Annotated in this window: 19 protein-coding genes; 14 read left to right on the top strand and 5 right to left on the bottom strand. The window is 38.4% G+C overall.

Translation table 11 applies throughout. The annotated features are described in order from the left end of the window. Positions 1 to 267 precede the first annotated feature (267 nt). The 7 genes from dapA (at position 268) to gerQ (ending at position 8993) form a co-directional block, all read left to right on the top strand. Positions 268 to 1131, top strand: coding sequence for a 4-hydroxy-tetrahydrodipicolinate synthase (dapA, locus tag V7127_RS04590; RefSeq protein WP_335483956.1), 864 nt, complete (start codon positions 268 to 270; stop codon positions 1129 to 1131). A gap of 18 nt (positions 1132 to 1149) precedes the next feature. Continuing rightward, entirely contained in the window at positions 1150 to 2634 is a 1485-nt protein-coding gene (locus V7127_RS04585) for an aldehyde dehydrogenase (protein WP_335483954.1), read from the top strand. A gap of 33 nt (positions 2635 to 2667) precedes the next feature. Further along, positions 2668 to 3975: a fosfomycin efflux MFS transporter AbaF gene (abaF, locus tag V7127_RS04580; protein WP_335346210.1), complete on the top strand. Its 1308-nt coding sequence runs from the start codon at positions 2668 to 2670 to the stop codon at positions 3973 to 3975. Between the two features lie 498 nt (positions 3976 to 4473). Beyond that, on the top strand, positions 4474 to 5505 hold the full coding sequence (locus V7127_RS04575; RefSeq protein ID WP_335483952.1) for a serine hydrolase domain-containing protein: 1032 nt from the start codon (positions 4474 to 4476) through the stop codon (positions 5503 to 5505). Between the two features lie 312 nt (positions 5506 to 5817). Then, the gene (locus V7127_RS04570) at positions 5818 to 7518 is read left to right on the top strand and encodes a TRAP transporter substrate-binding protein (protein WP_335483950.1); all 1701 of its coding nucleotides are present in this window, start codon (positions 5818 to 5820) and stop codon (positions 7516 to 7518) included. A gap of 515 nt (positions 7519 to 8033) precedes the next feature. Beyond that, a complete protein-coding gene (locus tag V7127_RS04565) occupies positions 8034 to 8510 on the top strand; it encodes a cell wall hydrolase (protein ID WP_335346825.1) in 477 nt (158 codons plus the stop codon). Positions 8511 to 8531: 21 nt separating this feature from the next. Beyond that, a complete protein-coding gene (gerQ, locus tag V7127_RS04560; protein WP_335346824.1) occupies positions 8532 to 8993 on the top strand; it encodes a spore coat protein GerQ in 462 nt (153 codons plus the stop codon). A gap of 265 nt (positions 8994 to 9258) precedes the next feature. Here gerQ and V7127_RS04555 read toward each other — a convergent pair whose 3' ends face one another. The 4 genes from V7127_RS04555 to V7127_RS04540 form a co-directional block, all read right to left on the bottom strand. Continuing rightward, on the bottom strand, positions 9259 to 10569 hold the full coding sequence (locus tag V7127_RS04555) for a cyanophycinase (protein ID WP_335483948.1): 1311 nt from the start codon (positions 10567 to 10569) through the stop codon (positions 9259 to 9261). Positions 10570 to 10587: 18 nt separating this feature from the next. After that, positions 10588 to 11760, bottom strand: a complete 1173-nt coding sequence (gene iadA, locus V7127_RS04550; protein ID WP_335483946.1) for a beta-aspartyl-peptidase — start codon at positions 11758 to 11760, stop codon at positions 10588 to 10590. Positions 11761 to 11799: 39 nt separating this feature from the next. Continuing rightward, a complete protein-coding gene (locus V7127_RS04545) occupies positions 11800 to 13221 on the bottom strand; it encodes a YfcC family protein (protein ID WP_335483944.1) in 1422 nt (473 codons plus the stop codon). A 192-nt stretch (positions 13222 to 13413) separates the two neighbouring features. After that, complete coding sequence (locus V7127_RS04540; RefSeq protein WP_335483942.1) at positions 13414 to 13560, bottom strand: hypothetical protein; 147 nt, start codon at positions 13558 to 13560, stop codon at positions 13414 to 13416. Between the two features lie 5 nt (positions 13561 to 13565). On the opposite strand from V7127_RS04540, the gene V7127_RS04535 reads away from it, so the two are divergent. The 4 genes from V7127_RS04535 to V7127_RS04520 all read left to right on the top strand — a co-directional run bounded on the left by V7127_RS04535 (position 13566) and on the right by V7127_RS04520 (position 19553). Then, positions 13566 to 15440: a sigma 54-interacting transcriptional regulator gene (locus V7127_RS04535; protein ID WP_335483940.1), complete on the top strand. Its 1875-nt coding sequence runs from the start codon at positions 13566 to 13568 to the stop codon at positions 15438 to 15440. A 743-nt stretch (positions 15441 to 16183) separates the two neighbouring features. After that, positions 16184 to 17194, top strand: coding sequence for a PfkB family carbohydrate kinase (locus V7127_RS04530; RefSeq protein WP_335483938.1), 1011 nt, complete (start codon positions 16184 to 16186; stop codon positions 17192 to 17194). A 94-nt stretch (positions 17195 to 17288) separates the two neighbouring features. Continuing rightward, entirely contained in the window at positions 17289 to 17852 is a 564-nt protein-coding gene (locus V7127_RS04525; RefSeq protein WP_335483936.1) for a cysteine hydrolase family protein, read from the top strand. 357 nt (positions 17853 to 18209) lie between these two features. Further along, positions 18210 to 19553, top strand: coding sequence for a beta-propeller fold lactonase family protein (locus tag V7127_RS04520; protein WP_335483934.1), 1344 nt, complete (start codon positions 18210 to 18212; stop codon positions 19551 to 19553). A gap of 169 nt (positions 19554 to 19722) precedes the next feature. Here the strand turns inward: V7127_RS04520 and V7127_RS04515 are convergent, their stop codons facing one another. After that, entirely contained in the window at positions 19723 to 21072 is a 1350-nt protein-coding gene (locus tag V7127_RS04515; RefSeq protein WP_335483932.1) for an NAD(P)/FAD-dependent oxidoreductase, read from the bottom strand. 286 nt (positions 21073 to 21358) lie between these two features. On the opposite strand from V7127_RS04515, the gene V7127_RS04510 reads away from it, so the two are divergent. From V7127_RS04510 to V7127_RS04500, 3 genes are all read left to right on the top strand, one after another. Next, positions 21359 to 22510: a M14 family zinc carboxypeptidase gene (locus tag V7127_RS04510; RefSeq protein WP_335483930.1), complete on the top strand. Its 1152-nt coding sequence runs from the start codon at positions 21359 to 21361 to the stop codon at positions 22508 to 22510. Positions 22511 to 22793: 283 nt separating this feature from the next. Then, positions 22794 to 23075 (top strand): hypothetical protein, encoded by a 282-nt coding sequence (locus V7127_RS04505; protein WP_335483928.1) that lies wholly within the window; start codon positions 22794 to 22796, stop codon positions 23073 to 23075. A gap of 162 nt (positions 23076 to 23237) precedes the next feature. Further along, on the top strand, positions 23238 to 23694 hold a 457-nt coding region (locus V7127_RS04500), incomplete at its 3' end, for a hypothetical protein (protein WP_335483926.1).

Below are 23694 nucleotides of genomic sequence, written 5' to 3'. Positions count from 1 at the left end.
AACTGTAATTGATTAATAGAAATTTAGTAAATAAATATATGCCATAAACAAATAGTTCTATTAAATTTTGCACTGAAGTGGCACTTAAATAGTATGTAATTACAGATGAAGAAAAGAGATATTTTTATAAAAAAATATTCAAAAAATTACGTTTACAACGAAAATTCAGTGTGTTATTATCTTAAATAATTGAAGTGGTACTTCAATAAAGATTCTTTTAATCAAGTAATCTATTTCAAAAAAATTAATTATTTAAGGAGAATGACGATGAATTTTCATGGTATTTTGGTTCCTTTGGTTACCCCTTTTAATAGTGATAAAAGTTTGGATGTAGAAACCTTAAAACAATTGACTAACAGATTTATTGATAAAGGTGTTGCTGGCTTGGTGGTGTGTGGAACCACTGGCGAATATTACACATTAAACGAAGCAGAGCGTGAAACCGTTTTAAAAACCGTAGCAGAAGTCGCCAAAGGTCGTGTAACATTGATTGCCGGTATCAATGATTTATCAACCGAAGGGGCAGTAAACCGTGCCAAGCAAGCTAAAGAGTTGGGCTATGAGGGTTTAATGCTTTCACCCACTCCTTATAGCCTGCCTGATCAAAATGGTGTGATTGCGCATTACGAAACTGTAGCATCAGCAACGGATTTACCTATTATCATGTACAACTTTCCTGCTCGCATTGGCATTGAAATTGAGTATGACACAGTGGTGCATTTGGCAAAGAATCCAAATATTGTCGCTATTAAAGAGAGCAGTGGTGACTTTAGCCGGGCTTTACGCTTACTACAAACCCCATTTGAGAATTTTGAAGTGATTTGCGGTTGTGATGATCAACCCGTAGACTTTTTCTTCTGGGGTTCGAAAAGCTGGATTGCTGGTGCAGGTAATGTGTTTCCAGAAGAGCAAGTCGCCATGTTCAATGCTGCTCAAGCTGGTGACTGGGACAAGGCTAGACAAATTATGCGCGAGATTTACCCTGCGATTCATTCAATGGAGTCTGGTAACTACAACCAAAAGGCAAAATTAGGCTGCCTAAAAGGTGAAATCAATGTTGGTACGGTACGCCTGCCTTTATCTGAATTATCTGAAGGGGAAAAAGCAGAATTCTTGGCTTTCTTTAAATAATCATTGGAGGAGAGACAAATGACCGTAACAAAAGAACAAGTCTTTGCCCTCGCCAAAGAAGGCAAACTATGGGCAGGCAACTTAATTGATGGTTTTACGAGCGCTGCAGGCAAATTAGAAAACCGCACCCCTATCGACAACAGTTTAATTGGCTATATCGCTGATGGGGATGCACAGGATGTGGATGCGGCTGTTAAGGTAGCGAGAGACACATTTGAAGCTGGGATTTGGAGTCAATTATCCCCTAGTGAGCGCAAAAAAGTGATGATTCGCTGGGCACAATTGCTAGAAGAACATAGCGAGGAATTGGCTGCGTTGGATTGCGTGGATGCTGGTAAGCCCATTACTGAATGTTTAAATACCGACATGCCAGCAACAATCGATACATTTTATTGGTACGCCGAAGCGATTGATAAACTATTTGGCAAAGTCGCTCCTACGGGTAAAGATGCCTTGGGCTTGATCGTCACTGAACCGATTGGTGTGGTTGGTGCTGTATTGCCTTGGAACTTCCCCGCGCAAATGTTTGCTTGGAAAGTGGCACCTGCTTTAGCCACTGGTAATTCTGTGATTGTGAAACCTGCTGAATTAACTTCACTGAGCGCTTACCGTATGATTGAACTTGCTTATGAAGCGGGTGTACCAAAAGGCGCTTTAAGCATGGTGTGTGGTTTGGGTGAAAAAGTAGGCGAACCATTGGGGAGGCATATGGATGTGGATATCGTCTCATTCACTGGTTCAACTGAAGTAGGGAGATATTTCCTGAAATACTCAGCAGAAAGTAACCTTAAAGAAATTGTCTTAGAGTGCGGTGGCAAAAGCCCGCAAGTGGTATTTGAAGATGCTGATTTGGATGTGGCTGTTCCACAAATTCTATCTGCCGCCTTCTGGAATATGAGTGAAAACTGCAGCTGCGGTTCACGATTAATTGTACATGAATCCATTAAAGAGGAATTATTAGAAAAATTAAAGTCTGGCTTAACAAGCTGGAAAGTAGGCAACCCCATGGATGAGTCGGTTGCCATTGGCCCCATGGTTGAAGAAGCACACTTTAATAAAGTGAAAGCGTTCTTGGATATAACTCTTCAAGAAGGTGGTCGCTTAGTAGCTGGCGGCAACATTCACAGTGATGTGGGTAGTGGCTGGTACATCGAACCTACTATTTTTGACAATGTAACTGCCAATATGACCTTGTTTCAAAATGAAGTCTTTGGTCCTATTTTAGCGGTTAGCACGTTTGAAACGGAAGAAGAAGCCATAGCTCTTGCCAATAACACCTCTTACGGTTTGGCTGCTTCTTTTTATAGTCAAAATGTAAACCGGACGATGCGCGTGGCACGTGCCATTAAAGCAGGAACCATTTCTGTAAATGGCTTTAGCGAGGGCGATATCACCACACCGTTTGGTGGCTTTAAACAATCTGGCTTCGGTGGCAAAGACAACGGCTTAGAAGCATTTGAACAATATGTGCAAACAAAAGTGATTTGGTACGTTAATTCATAAAAAATCTGAGTTGACATAATTGGGGGAGTAAATATGGCGAAAACAGAAAATAAGCAGTTAAAAAAAGTTGTTGCTGCATCTATGGTTGGATCTGTAGCTGAATGGTATGAGTTTTTCTTATATGGTACCGCATCTGCCCTCGTTTTTGGTGAATTGTTTTTCCAACAAACTGGAAGCGCTATTGACGGCATCCTAGCAGCATTTGCTCTCTATGCAGTAGGCTTTTTAGCTAGACCTATTGGGGGACTTGTTTTTGGTCATTTTGGTGATAAAATTGGGCGTAAAACGTTATTACAGGTCAGTTTGATTATTGTTGGAATTACGACCTTCTTAATGGGATGTCTTCCAACATTCAATAGTATTGGTTATTGGGCTCCTGTTTTACTCGTTACTTTACGTTTAATTCAAGGTTTTGCTTTTGGCGGAGAATGGGGAGGAGCTGTTCTTTTAGTATCTGAGCACAGCCCTAGTAATAGACGTGGTTATTGGGCAAGTTGGCCGCAGACAGGCGTGCCATTAGGAAATTTATTAGCAACAATTATCCTCTTAATTGCATCTAAAAGCTTAAGCCCCGAGCAATTTATGGATTGGGGTTGGCGCGTAGCATTTTGGTTCTCCGCAGTTGTCGTACTAATTGGTATTTGGATTCGTAAAAGTGTTGATGATGCCCCTGTTTTCAAAGAGGCACAAGAAAAACAAGCTAAATTAGAAAAACAACAATTAGGTATTATAGAAGTGTTGAAAGACCATAAAAAGGCTATTATTGCTGGTATTGGAGCTCGTTTTGCAGAAAACATCTTATACTATATAGTTGTAACTTTCTCCATTAGTTATTTAAAACTTGTCGTCGGTAAAGATACGACACAAATTTTAATATTAATGTTTGGTGCCCATGCTATTCACTTTTTCTTTATTCCATTAATGGGACACTTAAGCGATGTTTGGGGACGTAAGCCAATCTATATTACAGGAGCCATTTTAACCGCATTTTGGGGATTTATTGGATTTCCAATGATGGATACAGGAAATGATTGGTTAATTATGTCTGCCATTACGATTGGTTTATTCATACAATCGATGACGTATGCACCATACTCATCATTAATGACAGAGTTATTTCCAACTCACATCAGATATACAGCTTTGTCTTTGTGTTATCAAGTAGCACCAATATTAGCAGGATCATTGGCTCCATTAATTTCATTAAGTCTCCTAACTAAATTTAATAGCTCCATCCCAATTTCAATTTATTTAGTCGCATCAAGTATCATTTCTATTTCATGTATCATGTTAGTAAAAGAAACAAAAGGAAAGTCACTCACTTTTGATAAAGCAGGATAAATATTTTCGCCAGCTTTACACATTTGTTGGTATTAAAGTCTTTGAAAAATTTATCAATAATTAAGAAGTAACCAAACATGTATGTTAAAAAAAAGTAGCCTTTCTTTGGAGAGGCGCTTTTTTGTTTATTATATGGGAGCAGATCTGCGTAAAACCTAGTGAAAAATAAAAGTTCTGGTTGCAATTTTTTAAAAACCGATTAATTGAAAAGTAAAAGGTTTGATATTGCCTCAAGACAATCTGTATATATTTTGTTGATGTAGTATCGAGTTCTTGATTATCTAATTTCGGAAACGGTAATGCTTTTTATACAAATAGAGCAGGAGCTACTTTACATGTAAAAATGATATAATATATCTAAAATTATTAATATGAATCGGAGGCGCATGTCAATGCAGAAAATCAAAATCGGGAATTATTTATCTTTCACACGAATAATGAAGAAATAAGGGTAATTGAAAGCCATTATATAGCTAATATAAGGATTGGGGGATTCCATTGTTAAAAACAATTAATCAAACCTTTATTGATGAATTAGTATTAACTGCTGTATCCAAGAAACACATTTTCGGTGCTGTATTATGTGTTGAAAAGGGGGATGAATCGTTATCTGTTACAAGTGCTGCTGGAAATCTAACTACAAATCGGCCCTATTTCATCGCTAGCGTAACAAAATTATATGTAACGGCTGTCTTGCTGAAACTAAGATCAGAAAATAACCTCCAACTTCATGATGAAATCTCCAAATATTTACCTAATGATATCCTACACGAACTCCACATGCTTAAAGGTATAGATTACTCCAAGGGAATAACAATTCAACATTTAATGTCCAATACATCGGGAATTCCTGATTATTTTACTAGTGATGTGATTGCCGAATTAACAGCAGGGAACGATCAAAGCTGGGGCTTTGAAAAAACCATAGCAAGTGCAAAACAGAAAAAACCGAAATTTGTCCCTGGAAAAAGGGCTCATTATTCTGATACCAATTATCAGCTTTTAGGGAAAATCATTGAAACAATTACGGAAAAAGATATTCATACAGTATTCAAGGAGGTTATTTTTGATGAACTAACATTAGAGACAACATACCTATTTGAAGAACTGAACGATGTAAAGCCAGCACCTTTCTATTTTAAAGATAAGGAACTGCATTTGCCTCTATACATGTCTTCCATAGGACCAGAGGGAGGCATTGTATCGACAGCGAGAGAATCTATGGTTTTTTTAAAGGCATTTATAAATGGTCACTTTTTTCCTAAAGAATATTTCAATGAGCTAAGAAATTGGAAGATTCTTTTTGGTCCAGGATTATTTTTTTATGGTGTTGGGATTGCAAGTCAGCCCATATCTTTTAAACAATTTAAAGAGGGTTTAATTGGACATTGGGGCCAAACAGGTGCTTTTTCGTTTTACCATCCAAAGACTGATCTTTACTTTACAGGAACTGTTAATCAGTTTTATGGGCATAGAATTGCAGCAAAGATGATGATAGATGTCATCAAGATGTATAAAACAAAGAGTTGATGTTGTTCTAAATTCCACAATTAGGGCGCCTATCTTGAATAAGAAGGGCGTTCTTTTTGAATTGGGCTAAATAATAGAGAATCTCAAGAAAAAATTGATTAGTAATAGTTACATAATTAAGCCACAGAAGACAAATATGGGTTTTTCGCTTTTTTATTGGACGGGTATCTACTCGTGTTACTCTAGAATACATTACTTAAAAAGGTGGTTTAATAGATTTAAATCTAAATGTAAAAATATATAAACAAATTTTCAACCGAAAATAGACATAGTATACTAATCATTGAAATTTATTGAAAGTTGAGGATTACCATGATAAAGAAGCTGACAGAACTCTTGCGACCTACTAACCTTTTAGTAATCATTATCTTAATTGTTTTTCCAATCATTCCGATGACATTTATTAGGGCGCTAAATCTAGAGATTGCTGAACCAGATACGTTAGCCTATTTTGGTTCAATTTTAGGAGGAATTTTAACACTTGTTGGGGTGTCTTTAACGATAAGACATTCTGATAATTCATATAAGAAGGCTTTTGACAAAAGCTTAGAAAGTGAATTTATTCAATCCTTTCCTCAAAAAATTGAAGCCATTAATAATGTGAAAATTGAAAGTAAAAAATTCCTTTCAGAATTTAAAACTATGATTGGTCCTGTAATTGAACACCCAGAAGCTGTAGGGATAAACTCTGAAACTCTTAAGGAGTTAAAAAATACTTATAGCCTTAAACTTTTACCAGTGGCAGCAAGATTAGACGGTCATGTCTATGTTGAGGTGATCCATTATTTAGAGGAAATCGATCATTTTAATGATTTTATTCTTGATAAAGATCGGTATATCGAACGTAATGGCCTTGATATGTATAAGGAAGAATTTAAAGTAAAGTATGCACAGGCTTGCCTTAAAATAAGTCGTTCCATCGAATTTTTTGATGAATATCAAAAATCAATGGGGGATTACTTTACAAAGATCACAAAAGATACGAATCTTTGGAAGCATAATCCCATTCTTAGTCATCAACAAAAGAAAAGAAAACTTTATGAAAAACTCTTCCGGAGAGTCGGTCCATTTAAGAGAGAAAAATTTAAGATTACAGTTGCACATAATCAAACCTCTCTTGAAAATCCTTATCATTTAGGGATGCAGAAATTTAAAGAAGTAGTCGAAACAGCATCAAATGAAACGCTTCAAGTTGAAATTCACCCTGGGACACTAGGAACAAATGAAGTTGAATTATTGACCAAGCTGCAAAAAGGAGCCATTGATGTCATTGTGGTTTCCCCAAATGTGGTATCAAGGACAGGGATTAATGAACTTGATCTTTTGACTTTACCTTATCTTTTTGACAGCTATGAGCATTGGGAGAGAGCGGTTGATGGGAAAGTTGGACGGTACATTTCTTCTCTAATTAAAAGAAAGTCAAATAATCGGTTACACGTTTTAGGTTATTTGTCAGCAGGTGTAAGACATTACTATGGAAAGAAACCTATTGTTGGATTAGATGATTTAAAGGGAATGACCGTACGAACACAAACAACAGGTGTTGCCGCGGACTATTTAACAAAAATAGGTGCCATTACAACCTCTATGGTTTGGGGTGAAGTTTACCAAGGACTCCAACAAAAAACGATTGACTTTGCAGAGAATTCATATACTTACTTTGTTGAACAGAACCATCATAAAACAGATAATGGAAAATATATCACGGAGACGGGTCACGATTATACAACTCGCTTTTTGTTAATGAATGGTAAGAAATATGCGGCTTTATCGAGACAACAGAAAAAAGTTCTTATGGAAGCAGTTAAAGTAGCTGTTGAAGAGGAAAGACAAGCATTATATGATCAGGAAGCAGTGTACAAGGAAATCGCTTTACAAGATGGAGCAGAAATATACCAAATTGATCCTCAGCCTTTTAAACAAATTGTGGAGCCTATCCAGCAAATGTTAGCAAAGGATATTGAAACAGAGAATCTGTTAAAAACGATTAAGGAATTAAAACAGATTAGTTAAGCCAGAGGGGAAATCTCTGTTTTCTTGGAATTTGGGTATGGTAAACGCAAGCGCCTTATACACTCTAGACATGTGGAGTGCTGTTCACTGCCTGTAAGAAAAGAATAATACGAGATGTAACAGTGAGAAAAGCCTTTCCATTTGGAAAGGCTTTAAGTTTTTGTAAATATAAAATGGTTCTCTGCGTTGCCAGGGGGAGGATTGAAATTTCCTATAATAAACTTAGCAAATTAAGAGTTAAGTACAGCCAAGTAGCTAGTCTTTCTTATGGTTTATATTTCAGTAAGAGTGCTATTGGCTCTAAGATTAATTTTTTAGAACAAGTCATTAAGGAAGAAAACTGTAGGAAATAGGATTCATCATCTATGTATTTATAAATATTTTTATATTTTGAGCGGCTGCTTTTGTATTTGTAGTTTGAAAAGCGGATGAAAGCAAGTATTTGGGCTGATAGGCAAGTTACCAAAACCAGCTTCAGGTAATAAGTTACTTGTATAAGCCGGAGGAGGGAGAAAATGGGTAGACGAATAAGACATACTTCAAATGATGTGGAGCAGTTAGCTAGGCTTATGCTGGCGGAAGGGATCGGTGAAGGACCCAAAGGGATGAGCATGGTAGGAACGGTTGTGTCCAATCGAGTCGAAGCTGACTGTGCTCCTGACTTCAAAGGGTTGCGCAACATCAGACATGCGATTTATCAAACTATACCTGGGACTGGAATTCCTCATTTCGAGCCAGTCTTAAATGGAACATTGTATACACAACGTCCCAAAGATGCTGACCTCCAAAGGGCTAGGAATTTGTTGCATGGTTATAGGGAACCTCGGTCTAGAATGAATTTGTGGTTTTTTAACCCCAGTCCGGGGAAAAAATTCCGAGCTCCTTGTACCGCCACGATGCCAAGATCCCCCAATACGACGTTCGATCATGCCTACAGGAATCATTGCTTCTATGTGGCTGTACCAGGCTACTGTGAAGAGTTTTATAGATAAATTAAAAAGGAGCTGATCTTCATGACATGTGGAAACTCTAGTTATTATCCAGTGAGTTATTATCCTGGTTATTATCCAGATTCTATGATGCGTAGCAGTGGCACACAATCTGTTGGCTTCCCGACGGCTATGCCAGCTGGACCCTCATATTCTGTACCAACGGTCCCATTAGGTACTGCACAGCAACTTCTCGGAGGTGCGATGGAAGAATCATTTATCGAAAATATTTTACGCTTCAACAAAGGTAAGATTGGTACATTCTACTTTACTTACCAAGGTAACAACCAATGGAATGCGATGGTTTACCATGGACGTGTAGAAACGGCTGGTCGTGACCACCTAATCATCAGCGACCCGAAAAGCGGTAAGCGCTACCTGCTGATGATGGCCAATCTCGACTGGGTGGAATTCGGGGAAAGAATTAATTATCCTTCCCCGACAATCACTCCAGAAGTCCAGGCGTCCCTGACGACAACAGACTGAGTTTGTAGAAAGCTAAAAACCCGCTTACTTTCTTTTTGGAAAATGAGCGGGTTTTTAGTTCTAACACAGATAGATTGTAAATTTAGGAATAAATTGAAGTGAACTTTTTCGATGGTACAATTTCACAATTAATGATCATACAGATTATAAATTCGGTCTGTATGCTTGGATTTAAGAGGAAGAGAGTCAGAGAATCTCTTAGTATGTTTTCAAAATAAAAGACTCTAACCCATGTATAGATTAGAGTCTCTGTTGCAATGGTATTTTATTTATCTATTTGGATTTTGATTGTAATTGGTTCAACGTCCATTTTAACGTTTAATGCGGCATATGATCCGACTTTGTCAATTCTGCCCCAGAACCCTTCCGTTTTGTTTGTTTTTCTAAAGGTAAATTTGAAGCCAATTCCTTTTTTGTCGTCTTCCATATCAAACCAAATGGCCTCTGCTTTTTGGGCCTCGTTATCGATGAGATCTTCAGTTAGCACTTTTTTTAATACTTGCGCACCGAAGATATCGGTTGCCATTGGATTTTTGCTATAGTATTCGATCCCTTTTGTTGTTTCGTGCATTTTATTAAGCTCGAACGTACCAGCAGATACGTTGAACCGGTCGCCTTTTTCCAAGTAGTGCATCGTTACATTGTTCATCGCAAAGCGCTTACCCTTAGGCTTTGTCGCCTCCTGTAAATCAACGATTAATAAACCGCTCTCACCAACAACTTCAATACTGTCATCTGCGCCATGGTATACCATGGCGGAATTTTCATCAATTCCAAAGCCATAACGTGTTTTATTATATTGGGTTGCCACAAGCAAACGTCCAAAACGACCGCGCTCTAGAAAATGCTGGTCAACGATTCCATGTGGAAAAAATCCGAAACCGGTAGTTAGATACAGTTGATCGTTATCTACCTCTTGATCAGAGTGTTTAAGAAGATGAACTCCTTCCGTTAAGGCACTGACGCTCGTTCCATTCGCAATCATCGGATTGCTCATAATCGCAGCACCTGCACTTGAACCGCCAAGAACCGCGCCGTTTTCATATATTTTTCGAATGGCTTGTAATACGACTGTATCTTCTCCATCTGATGTCATTAACGTTTTAACATGTCGTAATTGATCACCGCCGACAAACCAAATCGCGTCAGCTTCTTCTATTTTTTTCGCTATTTCGGGACTATTTCCGTTATCCTTCCACGCAGATTCATCCACGTCCTTTGTCGAAGGATCATCGATTACTGCGATGGGTGCCGTATAAATATTTGCTGCGGAAACACCGTAGTGAATGAAATCCTCTTTATATGCATTAGCACTTCCAATCGGTTCAGCGCTAGAAGCAGGAATAATCGCAATCTCAATATCTTCTAGAGACTTCCCTTTATATTGTTGGGCTAAAGTTAAGTATTTCTTGTAAACCGCCTCATTATCTGAATCCAGGGCACCACCAACAATGACGAGCGAACCAGCATTCTTAGTTACATTTTTATTATTCTCAGCTGCTTCTACATTAAATGATGATATCGTTAAGGCAAACACTGTTAACACAAGAACGCAAATAATGGATAATTTCCTCAACCTTAATCCCTCCAATTTTTATTCAAATGTACCTTTTACAACCGGCACTTTGTTTTCAACCATCACTTTCCCTTTGGCGATGACAGTGTCTATGTCTAGAGTCTCTTTATCTAGTAAAACAATGTCAGCATCTGTTCCTTCTTCAATGCGACCCTTGTTCGAAAGCTTAAGCACATTTGCAGGGTTTAATGTAATAACTTGCAGGGCTGTTTCTAATGAAATTCCATCATTGATGACGGCATCTCGCGCCTCCATATATAAGGAGGAAACTTTTCCAACTTGAAGACCAATTAATTCTCCATTTTCGTTAAAAGTAGGCAGACTGCCTTGGCCATCAGACGAAAAAGTAATATTTTTTAGCGGCACACCGGCATCAAGCATCCGCTTCAACCCTTCGCTACACTTCACTTCTCCTTCTTCAAAAAACTGTGGAACGGAACTCGTCGTAAAATCAACGTAACCACCGTTTTTGGCATACTCAATCCCAGCCAGGAATAAATCTTCATTCCGGTTAATATGGGTTGGGTGAAAGTGGGAAATAGGAATATTCGTCTTTTCAATGACTTCCTCAAGCAAAGAGAGCTTATCTGCCCCATCGCCGAGATGAATCTCAACAAGGCCGGCCTTACCAGCTAAAATCCCGCCATTTCGGGCTGCGGTAGCAATTCTTGCAATTTCATCAGCCGTTGGTTCCGATGACCGATGATCGGCGATGGCAATTTCGCCAATCCCGATAATTTTGTCAATAAAAATGAGATCTTCCTCGATTTTGTTTGTGATCGTTCTTACTGGCAACTGGTACGAACCTGAATGAATAAAGCATGTCACGCCTTCTTCTTCTAAGCCATTTGCTTTCGCAAGCAAGCTTTCCATTCGTCTCGTCGTCCCATCCGTACCAAGAAGTCCGACGACGGTCGTAATGCCAGCAGTGGTTAAATCAGTTAACATCAACTCCGGCGTCCGGGTTTTGAAGCCACCTTCGCCCCCGCCCCCGATGATATGAACATGGGCATCGATAAATCCTGGGACAACGATTTTGTCCGAAGCATCAATAACCGTAATAGGAACAAAATTATCAGGTTGTTCAATGAATTCTCTTACATAACCGATTTTACTATCAACTAGTAATATATCTTTCTTGCCTAAATAATGAGGTGCATACACTTCCCCATTTTTAATTAAAGTAAGCACTATATTCCCCTCCTGCGTTACACTCTAGATGTGCTCTTTTTAAAACGGTCCATAATTGATTAGATGTGCGACAACAACTGCAATTAAGCCAATTACAAATTGGATAATTACTAACGGTAAAACCCACTTTGCCCATTTCGTCCATGGAATCCCAGCGATCGCTAACCCAGCCATTAAAGTACCCGCAGTTGGGAAAATAATATTTCCGATTCCATCAGCAAATGAGAAGGATAGAACAGCAGTCTGTCTTGTAATATCAAGTAAATCAGCGAGCGGTGTCATAATAGGCATTGTTAACATCGCATGTCCGCTTCCAGATGCTAAAATAAAGTGAATCACCGTTTGGAAACTATACATACCCATAACACTGATCGTTCCCGGAACATGACTAATCGCTTCCGATACACCGTACAGCATCGGATCGACGATATGCCCTTGGTTTAAGACAACTAATGTCGCCCGCGATACCCCGATAATTAACGCACCGGTTATTAAAGCAGCGGACCCGCTCATAAAGTTTTTCACAAGATTATCAACAGAAAGTCTGCCAATGATGCCAATAATGATTGTTAAAATAATAAATAACGCCGCAATCTCAGAAAGGTACCACTCGTATTTGATTACTCCGTATGCTAGAACGACATAGGCTGATAGAAATGCTCCAAGAATTAACTTGTGCTTTGTTGTCAATTGCACATTTGATTTCAGCAGCTCGTCGGCAACTGATTTGTCATAATTACCATAAAAACCTAATTCAGGGTTTCGTTTTACCTTCATCGCATAACGATAAACAAAAATCACAGAAACAAGATATACAACAACAAACAAGATTAGGCGTAATCCAATCCCTGAGAATAATGGAAGTTCTGCAATTCCTTGAGCAATACCAACTGTAAATGGATTCATAACAGCTGTTGTAAAACCAGCAGCCGCACCAAGGAGCACAATGGCCATCCCAGTGATCGTGTCAAAGCCAAGGGCGATGGCAAGCGGAATTAATAAAGGTATATAAGCTAGCCCCTCCTCGGCCATCCCCATTAATGATCCTCCAGCAGCAAAAAACAGCATCATTATTGGGATTAACAGCTTTTCCCGTTTCGCTAGTTTTTTCGCCATTGTGGCAATTAAGACATCAATGGTCCCAGTCGCTTTGAATACACCAAAAAATCCCCCAATGATTAAAACAAAGAAAATAATACCGCCGGCTTCCACCATCCCTTTATGAATGGCTTTCACCATATCGAATGGATTTACTGGTGAAGATTCCGTCCATTGAAATGAACCCGCCTCAACAACGGTTCTGCCATCTACTTCTACTCGGTTGTACTCCCCGGCTGGCAAAACCCACGTTAAAATCATCGCCACGACAACTACTCCGAATAGTAACGCAAAGGCATTGATTTGCACCGGCTTCTTTTTAGGCGTGGTTTCCGGTTCCACGTTCTTGCTCAATTGACTCATTAACCCATCTCCTTTATAGAATATTAATGAATGACACTTAATTTATATGCAATTATTGTGCCAATTCGAGGGGTGTGCAAATTCTGAAAATTTAAATCATTAAGGGCTTTATATTGGTTCTTTTTGGTTCCTTTTGGTAGAATAAAAGAACCAGAATCACGCAAAGGGAGGGTTCTACTATCAAACAATCACTTACCTTAATTGCAGGCAGCAGGCAGACAAAACAAGTTTTGCATGAACAGCTGCAACAGTTATTGGGAGATTACGTCCAAATTGAGATTTACTCCACTGATGAAGGGCTACCCACCCAACTGACCGATGATTTCTTTTTGTTCTCATCAGAGGTGACAAGGCTAGAAGCGAATGAGGCGTGTCAGATTACCGGCAAAGAAATGATGGTCGGAAAACGGACAATCCATCACAGATTCATCGACCAGCTATTAAAAATACCGGTAAATTCTGATGTTCTCGTTGTCAATGATGATGATTCCGCAACGATTGAAGTGATCGAATCGCTTTATCAGCTAGGTATTGATCATTTACGGTTCATCCCATATAAGAAGGACCAAATTTTTTATAAAAATATCGATATCGCCATATCTCCCGGAGAAACCCATCTTTGTCCGCCCTCTATTAATAATGTCATTGATATTGGAGTTCGGCTGTTTGATATGGCTACGATTTTAAAAGTAGTAGAATACTTTTGTTTAGGCGAAAAAATCTCGTCATTGATTTCAGAAAGATATATTCGTAACATCATTGATTTACAACGGGAGCTATCATTCGCGGAACAAAATGCAAAACAAATGAAGCAGCATATTCAAAACGTGGTCAACACTGTCGATGACGGCATTATAGCGATTAATAAACAGCATCGGGTCACTGTTTTTAATCGGCGCTTAGGGGCCTTGTTTCATCTTCCTGTTAATGACGCCATCAATAAGCAATTGGAGGAAGTGATTGTCCAACAAGATCTTATCGACTTTATCTTACATAGCAATGAAGAAAGTAAATTTTTTACGATTTACGGTGTGGATCTTGTTATTTTCCGCCATCAAATGGAAACGGAAGATACAATCGTGGCGACTTTTAAGAGTATTCATCAAGCGTTTGAAGTTGAAAAAATGGCGCAGAGGGAATTGAAAAACAAAGGATTTTACGCAAAATACAACTTCGATGATATCGTTGGGGACCACCCGCTCCTCAAAGAAACGAAACAAATTGCCAAAAAACTGGCCCTCTCCGAGCATCCGGTTTTAATTCAAGGGGAAACAGGGACGGGAAAAGAATTATTCGCTCACTCGATCCACCTTCATTCAATGCGAAAAAACGGACCATTTATCGCCATCAATTGTAGTGCTTTAACCGAAAATTTACTTGAAAGCGAATTGTTTGGCTACGAGGAAGGGGCTTTTACTGGTGCGCAAAAAGGCGGAAAAAAAGGGTTGTTCGAATTAGCGGATAATGGAACGATTTTTTTGGATGAAATAGGCGATATTAGTCTAGCCGTTCAATCCCATTTATTACGGGTCCTTCAGGAGAAAGAATTGCGGCGAATCGGAGGGAGAAAAGTCATTCCCATAAATGTCCGGGTCATCGCGGCCACAAATAAGGACATTCAACTAAAATCGGAAGAAGGCTCATTTCGTTCTGATTTATTTTACCGCTTGAACGTTCTTACGCTTTCTGTTCCACCGCTTCGAAATCGAAAAACGGATATCCCGTTATTGGTCAAACATTTTATTACGAAAAGCGGAAAATGGGTCAAGGTTGAAGAAAATCTCCCAGAACAGCTGCAAAAACACGAATGGTTAGGTAATATCCGTGAATTAAAAAGCACGATTGACTATATGCTCACCATCTGTGATGGAAATAAGATTGAACTGAAAGACATTCCTTACAACCGTATTCAAAAAAATCGGAAGCAAGAGATAGTAACGAGCTATACAATTCCTAACAATTTATTAGAAATATATGAATATAAGTTTATCCTCGAAACGATTAAACACTGTAATGATAACGGAAAGCCGGCAAGTAGACAGCATATTTCAATGGTTAGCGAGGAAACCGGTTCTTTTTTATCGCCGCAGCAAGTTCGCAGACGATTGGATTACCTCGAAACCAAAGGCTTCATTACGAAAGGCCGGGGAAGATCCGGCACTAAAATTACCACGATCGGCGTAGAGTATTTACACCAGCTTGAATTACATGCAACTTAACAACAGCCGATAAACTTAATACTGCTCCTTTAGGTTTTCTCCATTTATCGCAGATTAACGGGCAGTAAGACCCCCACTTCAAGGATTCGAGTATAAATAATGAAGAGTAAGTGGGGGTCAACTGCCCGTAAAGGCCCGATTGGTTCAACTAACAATCAGTGGGGGATGAAAAAAACCCCCACTGATTGAAGTTTCACTTTATTAAACCGCTTTTAGTTTAATAGGAAGTTATCCTGCTAAGCAGTGTTCGGTAATAAAATTGTGATACTTAAATACGATGGGGACAGACACCTTTTGTTAGCGCTGCAATCCTTTCTTCCCGCTTTTCCATTCAATAAAAGAGACCAAATCCCTATCCTTAATTAGTCACAATAATCCAAAACCACCATTTAATACACAGGGTCAGGTACCTTTTGTTCTGTTAAAGGTGCCTGACCCCCATTAAAGTAATGCTTTAAAACATAGGGGGACAGGCCCCCTTTTTATGTCATTAATAGTTAGATTCGTTTGTCATAATTGGTGCTTAGCGACACCCATTCTATATTGCATTAAGTGATTTTGAATATAGCAAAATTAAATAGGGAAAATAATCGAATGCTGATGTGCGCCGAAAATCAAAGGCTACAAGTCGACATGTATATTTTGTGAAGAAAAGGGAGAAGTAAAGAGTTTTAACCCTTTTCCATGGATTTCACTCCATGACAAAGTGAAATATATAAAACTTTAAAAGGATGATCTATTTAATGAAAAAGATAATCTCGTTTGGAGAAGCTTTAATTGATTTTATTCCGACAGAAAATGGTCTTGGATTAGCACAAGTTGAAATGTTTAAAAAGTCGCCAGGAGGTGCGCCGGCTAATGTTGCTGTGGCAGGAGCAAAGTTAGGGGGAAATAGTTTTTTTGCTGGTAAAGTAGGAGATGATCACTTTGGGCATTTTTTAAACGAATGTTTAAAAAGTTATCAAGTTCATACAGATTATTTACTTTTTACGAAAGAGGCAAAAACTGCACTAGCTTTTGTTTCACTTAATAAAGAAGGGGAAAGAGATTTCGAGTTTTATGGATCTCCATCAGCAGACATGCTATTCTCAGCCGAGGAAGTGGATAAATCCTGGTTTGCAGGTGATGAAATCTTTCATTTCTGTTCCAATTCTTTATCATCCCCTTTTAGCTGTAAGGCGACAGAGAAAAGCATCGAACTAGCCAAGCGTGCTGGAGCATTAATTAGTTTTGATCCAAATATACGTTTCCCTTTCTGGTCTAGTAAAGAGAAAGTAAGATCCACTGTTTTGCCATTATTGAATTCAGTAGATATATTGAAGATAAGTGAGGATGAGTTAACATTTCTTTTGGAAACGGACTATGAGCGTGAAGCTGTTGGGCAACTTCTTAAATTAGGAATCTCTTTAATCGTAGTAACAAAGGGGGCTGATGGCTGCAGTTACTATACGGAATCTGTAACTGGTACAATTTCCGCTCCTCATGTTCAAACAATAGATACCACTGGAGCAGGTGATGCATTTGTTGGAGGGCTATTATATCGGCTGTCCTTATTAAATATTCAAAAAGGGAATTTACGTGAATATTTAAATCAAAAGGAAACTTTAGAAAGCGTTCTGGAATTTGCCACCTATTGTGGGGCCATTACGACAACAGCTAGAGGAGCAATGGCAGCCCTGCCATCATTGGAGAACATTCAGGAAATTCTTTCATCTTCATTTGGGTTGCCTGACCCCACTGCGGTAATCGATTAATACAGTGGGGGCTTTTTCAAAAAAAGGTGATTTTTTATTAAATAGCGAATATTACTTATAATGACGATTCAACCCTTAAACAGAGGAGGAAACAATGAAGATGGATAAAATGGCATTAATACTTGTTGACATTCAAAATGATTATTTTCCAGGCGGTAAAATGCCTCTCCATGAAACAGAGAAAGCTGCGAAAAATGCACGAGTAATCTTAGATTATTTTCGTGAAAACAATCTCCCACTTTTTCACATTCAACACATTTTCAAGGATAACCAAGTGCCATTTTTTGTAGCAGGAACAGAAGGAGTGGATATTCACCAAAGTGTTGTACCCTTTGAAAACGAAACGGTGATTGTAAAGCATTTCCCGAACAGCTTTCTACATACTTCTTTAGAAGCTGATTTAAAAAGCATTGGTATCGAACATGTGATTATCGTTGGTATGATGAGCCATATGTGCATCGATGCAACAAGTCGTGCAGCGGTTGACCTTGGGTTCAAGTGTACGGTCATTGAAGATGCATGTACATGCCCCGATCTCACCTTTAACAATCAAACCATTCAGGCAGAAAGTGTCCATAACGCCTTCATGGCAGCGCTTGGAAGCTTATACGCAACGATAAAGACAACCGATAATTTTCTTGTTAAAGCGACCAATTAAATACCCTTATCATAATTGATAAGGGACGACAACTTTTTCAATATCAATATATGAATTTATACTCGTCTATCCTCCATGTCAAAAGTACATTAAAGCAATTCAGATAGAGAATATAATTAGTTCTGTGAGAATATTAGATGAAGAAGAACGTATAAGTACCTGGATTAAAGGAATGTTACGAAGGTAGATTAATAGGTGTCAGGAAACTTTCAAGGACTTAGGGAGCTTCCTGGCATTTTCTATTTAATACCCCTCAATAAATAGTAATATCTAGACCTTCTCAAATAAATCTAAAACCGATATCAAAAACCAAACGTTTACTAGAATGAAAGTAAATTTTTTTGAGGAGTGTATTAGATGAAGATGAAATGGAGAAGTTTTTTAGCCACAGTTCTAGTAATTCTATTATTGCTGCCGACGTCGATTTTTGCCTCCGGTAATGACCAAAAGGGAGCAGAGGATACCACAGGTTTTGACAGCCACATAACCAATAATTCGCTTGCGGTAAGCCCCGATGAAAAGACTGTCGTGGTATCGGACAGCCGCGAACAGGTCATTCTTGTTTTTGATTTGGTGAAGGACAAGCTGAGGAAGAAGCTTGATGGCTTTGGAACGCCACGGAATATCGTATTTATCGATGGCGGGTCACAGTTTGTTGTCTCTGACAGTTCGCTCGGTACATTACGATTTTACGACACAAAAACATTACGTCTGACAGATGAAATAGTAGTTGGACCAGGAGCATTCGGTACGGCTGTTAGCCCTGATGGCCGGACGATGTATGTAAACAACCAGGCCCACAGCACCGTAACCGTTGTCGACCTGAAAAACCGTAAGCCGACAGCTGTTATTACAGGATTTGCACAGCCGCGCCAAGGAATTGTCGTTTCAAAGGATGGAAAATATGTTTACGTAACCAACTTTAAAGGTGACAAGGTTTCGGTCGTAGATGCTGACAAAAAATCAATCGTTCGCGAGTTAACTGGTTTTTCAATGATTCGTGCTATTTCGGTTAGTCCGGATGGAAATACATTGTATGCAGCAAACAGCGGGCGCGACAGTATTTCTGTCGTCGACATCCCGCAGGGTGAAATCGTCCATGAAATACAGGTTGGGCGTGAGCCATACGGGGCAGCTCTGTCCCCAGATGGCAAGCTTCTTTTTGCCAGCAGCAAAGTGGACAATACCATCCATATGATCAACGCTTCAGACAATCAAATTACTGGAACCATTAAAGGATTCATAGAGCCGCGCCAAGCAATTGTCTTTAACCAGGATGGTGCGCGTGCCTATGTCCTGAATCGTGATTTATCGATTTCTTTAGTTGATGTAATCAGCGGCACAATCGCCAATACATTCAGCGCTGAACGTTCCTACAAGCTGCAAGTGCTTAATTTACCTGAAGCAGGTACCTATTTAGCAGACCGTGACGGAATGACACTATATTATTTTACAAAGGATACGCCTGGCATTAGTAATTGTTCAGGAAAATGTCTTGAAAATTGGCCGCCGTTCTATGCAGAAAACATAAAGGCCTCGGGCGGCTATCACGAGAAGGATTTTGGAACCATCATACGGGAGGATGGACAAAAGCAGACAACCTACAAGGGCTATCCGCTCTATTACTTCATTAAAGACGAGCAGCCTGGAGACATATTGGGCCAAGGGGTAAATAATGTCTGGTATGTAGTGGGTAAATAAAGGTAAGTGTCAGGTGTCTTCCAGAAAATTGGAGGGTGCCTGGCACTTTTTATTATAGTTGAAAAATAGACAAGGGCATTAATCAGTACCAATTGAAAGTTTACTTATAGGTAAATAATCTTTTCATCCGAAAATCGTCTTTATCAATCATATTACTTTAGAAAAAATATTAACGATTTTTTGTAAATGTCCGCTTCATCACGCTTTTTATAATTCTTGGATGCATAAGAGTGGAAGTCGGTTTAAGAAGGTGCATAACATTAACAAAAGAGCTGTAGACATCTTTATTCTCAGATGACAAAAGAAAAATGTTTTTTGCATACCATTGCTGAAGAGAAAGAGCTGCGGGCTTTTTCCCGATAGTAGCCGGATAACGAAAATCCTCCGCAATCACCATATTCCAAATCGGGGAAATGATTTTCGCAGCCTCATGATGAAAGGTTTCAATCGTTTTTTGATTTATGTGATTTTGGCTCATGAGCAATTTTTTTAATGCTAGCGCTTCTATGACTGCAATACTCATACCTTGCCCAAAAAAAGGGTCTATTCGGCATATTGTATCCCCAATCATCAAAAGACCGTTTGGAAAATGATTTACCTTATCAAATCTTCTCCAAGTGATATTCGGTACACGGAAGGTAGAGGTGCTGGATAAAGAAGTGGCATCCTTTAGTTCTTGATAGATGTCCAGTTTTGGTAATTTTTTGGCTATTTCTATAAAGCTGTTGTCACTTTTCAGTATTTCCTTTTCGTTTATTTCGTTATGATATCCCATTAACGTGACTAAATAACGATTTCCCTCTATCTTCGAGATGCCCCCGCCGATTTTTTCAAAGGGAGGGGTTGGATATACAAGTTTAATAGACCAGTCTCTTTTTTGATTGTCAGGGAGTTGAAGGGTTTTTGTAAAATAACTTAAATCAATTTTAACCGTTTCCTCTGGAATATGTATTTCTCGTTTCTTTAGCCATCTAGAAGAAAGACTGCTTGCCCCGCTTGCATCCACAATCAGGTCCGCATATATGGTTCTTTTTATGGAGTCGTTACTATCGATTATTTCGACTCCAGTCATTCGATTTTCTTCCTCAATATATACAAAATTTTGAACATTTTGGCTGTACTGAATGGTTACGTTTGGGATACTTTTAATATATTGTTCAATATGCCATTCTAAATGCGGGCGTGTTTGAAGAATGGTTGTGTAGTCTCCAACAAAGCGAAGTTTCCAGACCCCATGATGAAACCATGCAATGTCTTGGGTGGAATTAATTTTAACAGCTCCGCCTGCGTTAAACTTCTCAGTAATACCAGGAAATAGATCTTCGAGACCTTTTGCACCGGCAAAAAGAAGAGCATGGATATGCTCGCCTTGTGGTACGCCTTTTCTCGGAAAAGGTCCAAATGGTTCTGAATCACGCTCTATAATAATTACCTCTTGGAAAAAACCAGAGAGTACACGCGCAGCCAATTTACCAGAAATACCTCCGCCAATAATAATAGCTTTTTCCCTTCGTAACAAATCATTGCAACTCCCATCTATAATAGTGACTTAATAAAAATAGTATGCTATTTGCTTAGAGGTTATTGGAAGAAATTTATAGGCTGTTCGTTCTAATTAAGGATAAGGTGCCTGACCCTCAATACAAGTACAGTACTCCTTCCTTCCTGCTTTACCATTCAATAAAACAGACAAAATCCCTACCTTTAATTAGTCAGAATAATCCAAAATCACCATTTTATTTAAATATTCTTTCAAATATACTGGTATTGTAATTGAAAATAATGATAGTTTGGGAGGGTTTGTGTTGAAAAAATTATGGATGTCTTTTGTCGTAGTAATGTTCTTTGTGTCAGCTCTGTTAACATCTCAAGCAAATGCAGCTGACACCGTTCCTGGTGGTCCATCGACAAATGGAAACACGAGTATGGACAGTATGATTACATACGATGACATGATTAAAGAACTGAAGAAAATCGAACACACAAGTAAAGGGAAAGTAGAAGTATTCACGTTAGATGAATACGGAAAGAGTGAACAGAACCGAAGCTTCTACGCAGCTAAAGTGGGTACAGGCCCAATTAAAATTTGGGTACAAGCTCAAATTCACGGAGATGAAAAATTAACAACGGATGCCGTATTAGAATTATTAAAAACCTTTGGAAGTAGCGGATCCAAAGATATTGAAAAGATCTTAAAAGAAACAACTATTTATGCAATCCCTATGTATAATCCGGATGGAAGCATCATGAACACACGAACAACTCTGCTTCATGATGAAAATGGACAACCTAGAGTAGACAACAGAGGTCGTGCTATGACGATTGATTTAAATCGTGATTGGGCAGAAAACGGGTTTCAAGCAAAAGAATCACTTGTCTTCTACAAATACTGGGCAGATGTGAAACCAGATTTCGCTGTGGATCTTCACCATCAAGGATTTAAAACAGTTTACGGAACAAATGAATCAACATCCATGTCTCTTGGAGTTTCATTAGCACCAAATGGACCGACTTTACCAGGTATTAAAGACGGCTTATACAATGACCTTACACGCCAAATGAACGTCTATGTATACGATGCATTAAAAGATTACGGGTATATGCATATTGATCGTTACCAAACCGGCAGTGGTGATAAGAGATACGAGATTGACATCAAAGGCGGAGTTGTTTCTGCTATGATGATGGGCTTAAACTACGACAATATCAATCCAACAAATCACAGCAATCCAGCCATCTTCTTTGAAACGAAAGGAAATACAAGAGATGGAAATCTAGGCCAAAAATCAAACGGGCATTTAATCAAACAAAATTATCTTGGATTAAAAGCCTTACTTTACGGTCTAGCCACAGGTGAAGTACAAAAGGTTAATCCAGATCGTTGGGAAGAAGAGATTCCAGCTTACCCGCTGGCTGGGTATCAAACGGATTCTGGGATTGTTCCGGTGAGTTATTAAAAAAATAATGAAGCCCCATAAGGAGTATTGATCCTGTATGGGGCTTTGTCGTGTATTTAAGTATCTTTAGTTATAATCAGAGACGTATCAAAATAGGAAACCTACCTTGATCCTCTTATGTCTTAAGGTGCCTGATCCTCAATACGGTAAGCTTTAGCATGCCGGGGGTTAGGCACCTTTTTTGGTTCCAGTGATATAGCTAACTTGTACAGCTAAATAAATAGGAAACAAATAAAGAACAGTGAAAGTGAACGGTTCTTATTTTTCTAATTAGAAGGTAATAATGAATTGGTCGTCGAAATATTGGTGTATATGTAGAAATTTGGAAGGGGATGGATACGTTGGAGTTGGAAGACGGTCTTATTTTACTTCAGGATTTCATAAAAAAAGACCACTAATTATTGTAGGTTCTGGACTTTCCATATCATGGGGTATTCGGGGAATGGGGGAACTGTTAAACCGATTAACAGAAAAACTTCCTGTTTTATTAAATGAAGAAGAATTAATTAAGTGGAATGCATGTCTGGAGATAATTAAGATGAAGGGATTTGAGGAAGGTTTATAATAATTATTGAAAATAAAGAACCTCTAGGCCATATAAAGGAACAAATAAATTATATAGAATTCACAAAAGATCGTAATCAAGGAAGGTATGGTTTCTTTAAACCTTTAAATTAATGAGGGTTAGTATTAAATTGATTTTCAATTATTAACGAAAGGGAGAAACATGGGAATAAATACATACTATAATTTTAAGAATCCAATTAGACATTTTTTAAATATTGATAATATAATTTTTCAGCCTAATATAAATGAACTACAGCTTGAGGATATTAGTTGGACGGAACCCATAAACTTTCGAGTATGGAAAAATGAAAATAAATATAGAGTTCTTAAAATGCCAAATTTATTAAATTTTTATTGTGCATTTAATAAATTTAAAAGTTATGATTCCTTTAATGACACATCTACATTTGATTCGCGCAAAAGGCTAGTCCCAAATACTATAACAGGAGATTTTGCTACAGGTGTATATGATGAGCAACTTGAGAAAGATTTCTTTTTACTTAGCGTATTCGATAATTTACTAAAACTTGATATAAAAAGTTACTACGAGAGAATCTATACACATAATATTATATTTGAGAATAATGGAGATGAACGATACTTATCTAATTTAAACC

The sequence above is a fragment of the Bacillus sp. JJ1773 genome, assembly GCF_036962035.1.
GTDB lineage: Bacteria > Bacillota > Bacilli > Bacillales > Cytobacillaceae > Cytobacillus.
The sequence above is the reverse complement of the archived record's forward strand: the minus strand, read 5'-3'. Positions and strand labels throughout refer to the sequence as shown.

Bases quoted from the DNA above. Each gene is read 5' to 3' on its own strand.
- dapA (WP_335483956.1), top strand. From the start codon at position 268: ATGAATTTTCATGGTATTTTGGTTCCTTTGGTTACCCCTTTTAATAGT.
- V7127_RS04585 (WP_335483954.1), top strand. From the start codon at position 1,150: ATGACCGTAACAAAAGAACAAGTCTTTGCCCTCGCCAAAGAAGGCAAA.
- abaF (WP_335346210.1), top strand. From the start codon at position 2,668: ATGGCGAAAACAGAAAATAAGCAGTTAAAAAAAGTTGTTGCTGCATCT.
- V7127_RS04570 (WP_335483950.1), top strand. From the start codon at position 5,818: ATGATAAAGAAGCTGACAGAACTCTTGCGACCTACTAACCTTTTAGTA.
- V7127_RS04565 (WP_335346825.1), top strand. From the start codon at position 8,034: ATGGGTAGACGAATAAGACATACTTCAAATGATGTGGAGCAGTTAGCT.
- gerQ (WP_335346824.1), top strand. From the start codon at position 8,532: ATGACATGTGGAAACTCTAGTTATTATCCAGTGAGTTATTATCCTGGT.
- V7127_RS04545 (WP_335483944.1), bottom strand. From the start codon at position 13,221: ATGAGTCAATTGAGCAAGAACGTGGAACCGGAAACCACGCCTAAAAAG.
- V7127_RS04540 (WP_335483942.1), bottom strand. From the start codon at position 13,560: ATGAGAACAAAAAGAAATCATCGGTCAGTTGGGTGGGTAGCCCTTCAT.
- V7127_RS04530 (WP_335483938.1), top strand. From the start codon at position 16,184: ATGAAAAAGATAATCTCGTTTGGAGAAGCTTTAATTGATTTTATTCCG.
- V7127_RS04525 (WP_335483936.1), top strand. From the start codon at position 17,289: ATGAAGATGGATAAAATGGCATTAATACTTGTTGACATTCAAAATGAT.
- V7127_RS04520 (WP_335483934.1), top strand. From the start codon at position 18,210: ATGAAGATGAAATGGAGAAGTTTTTTAGCCACAGTTCTAGTAATTCTA.
- V7127_RS04505 (WP_335483928.1), top strand. From the start codon at position 22,794: ATGAATTGGTCGTCGAAATATTGGTGTATATGTAGAAATTTGGAAGGG.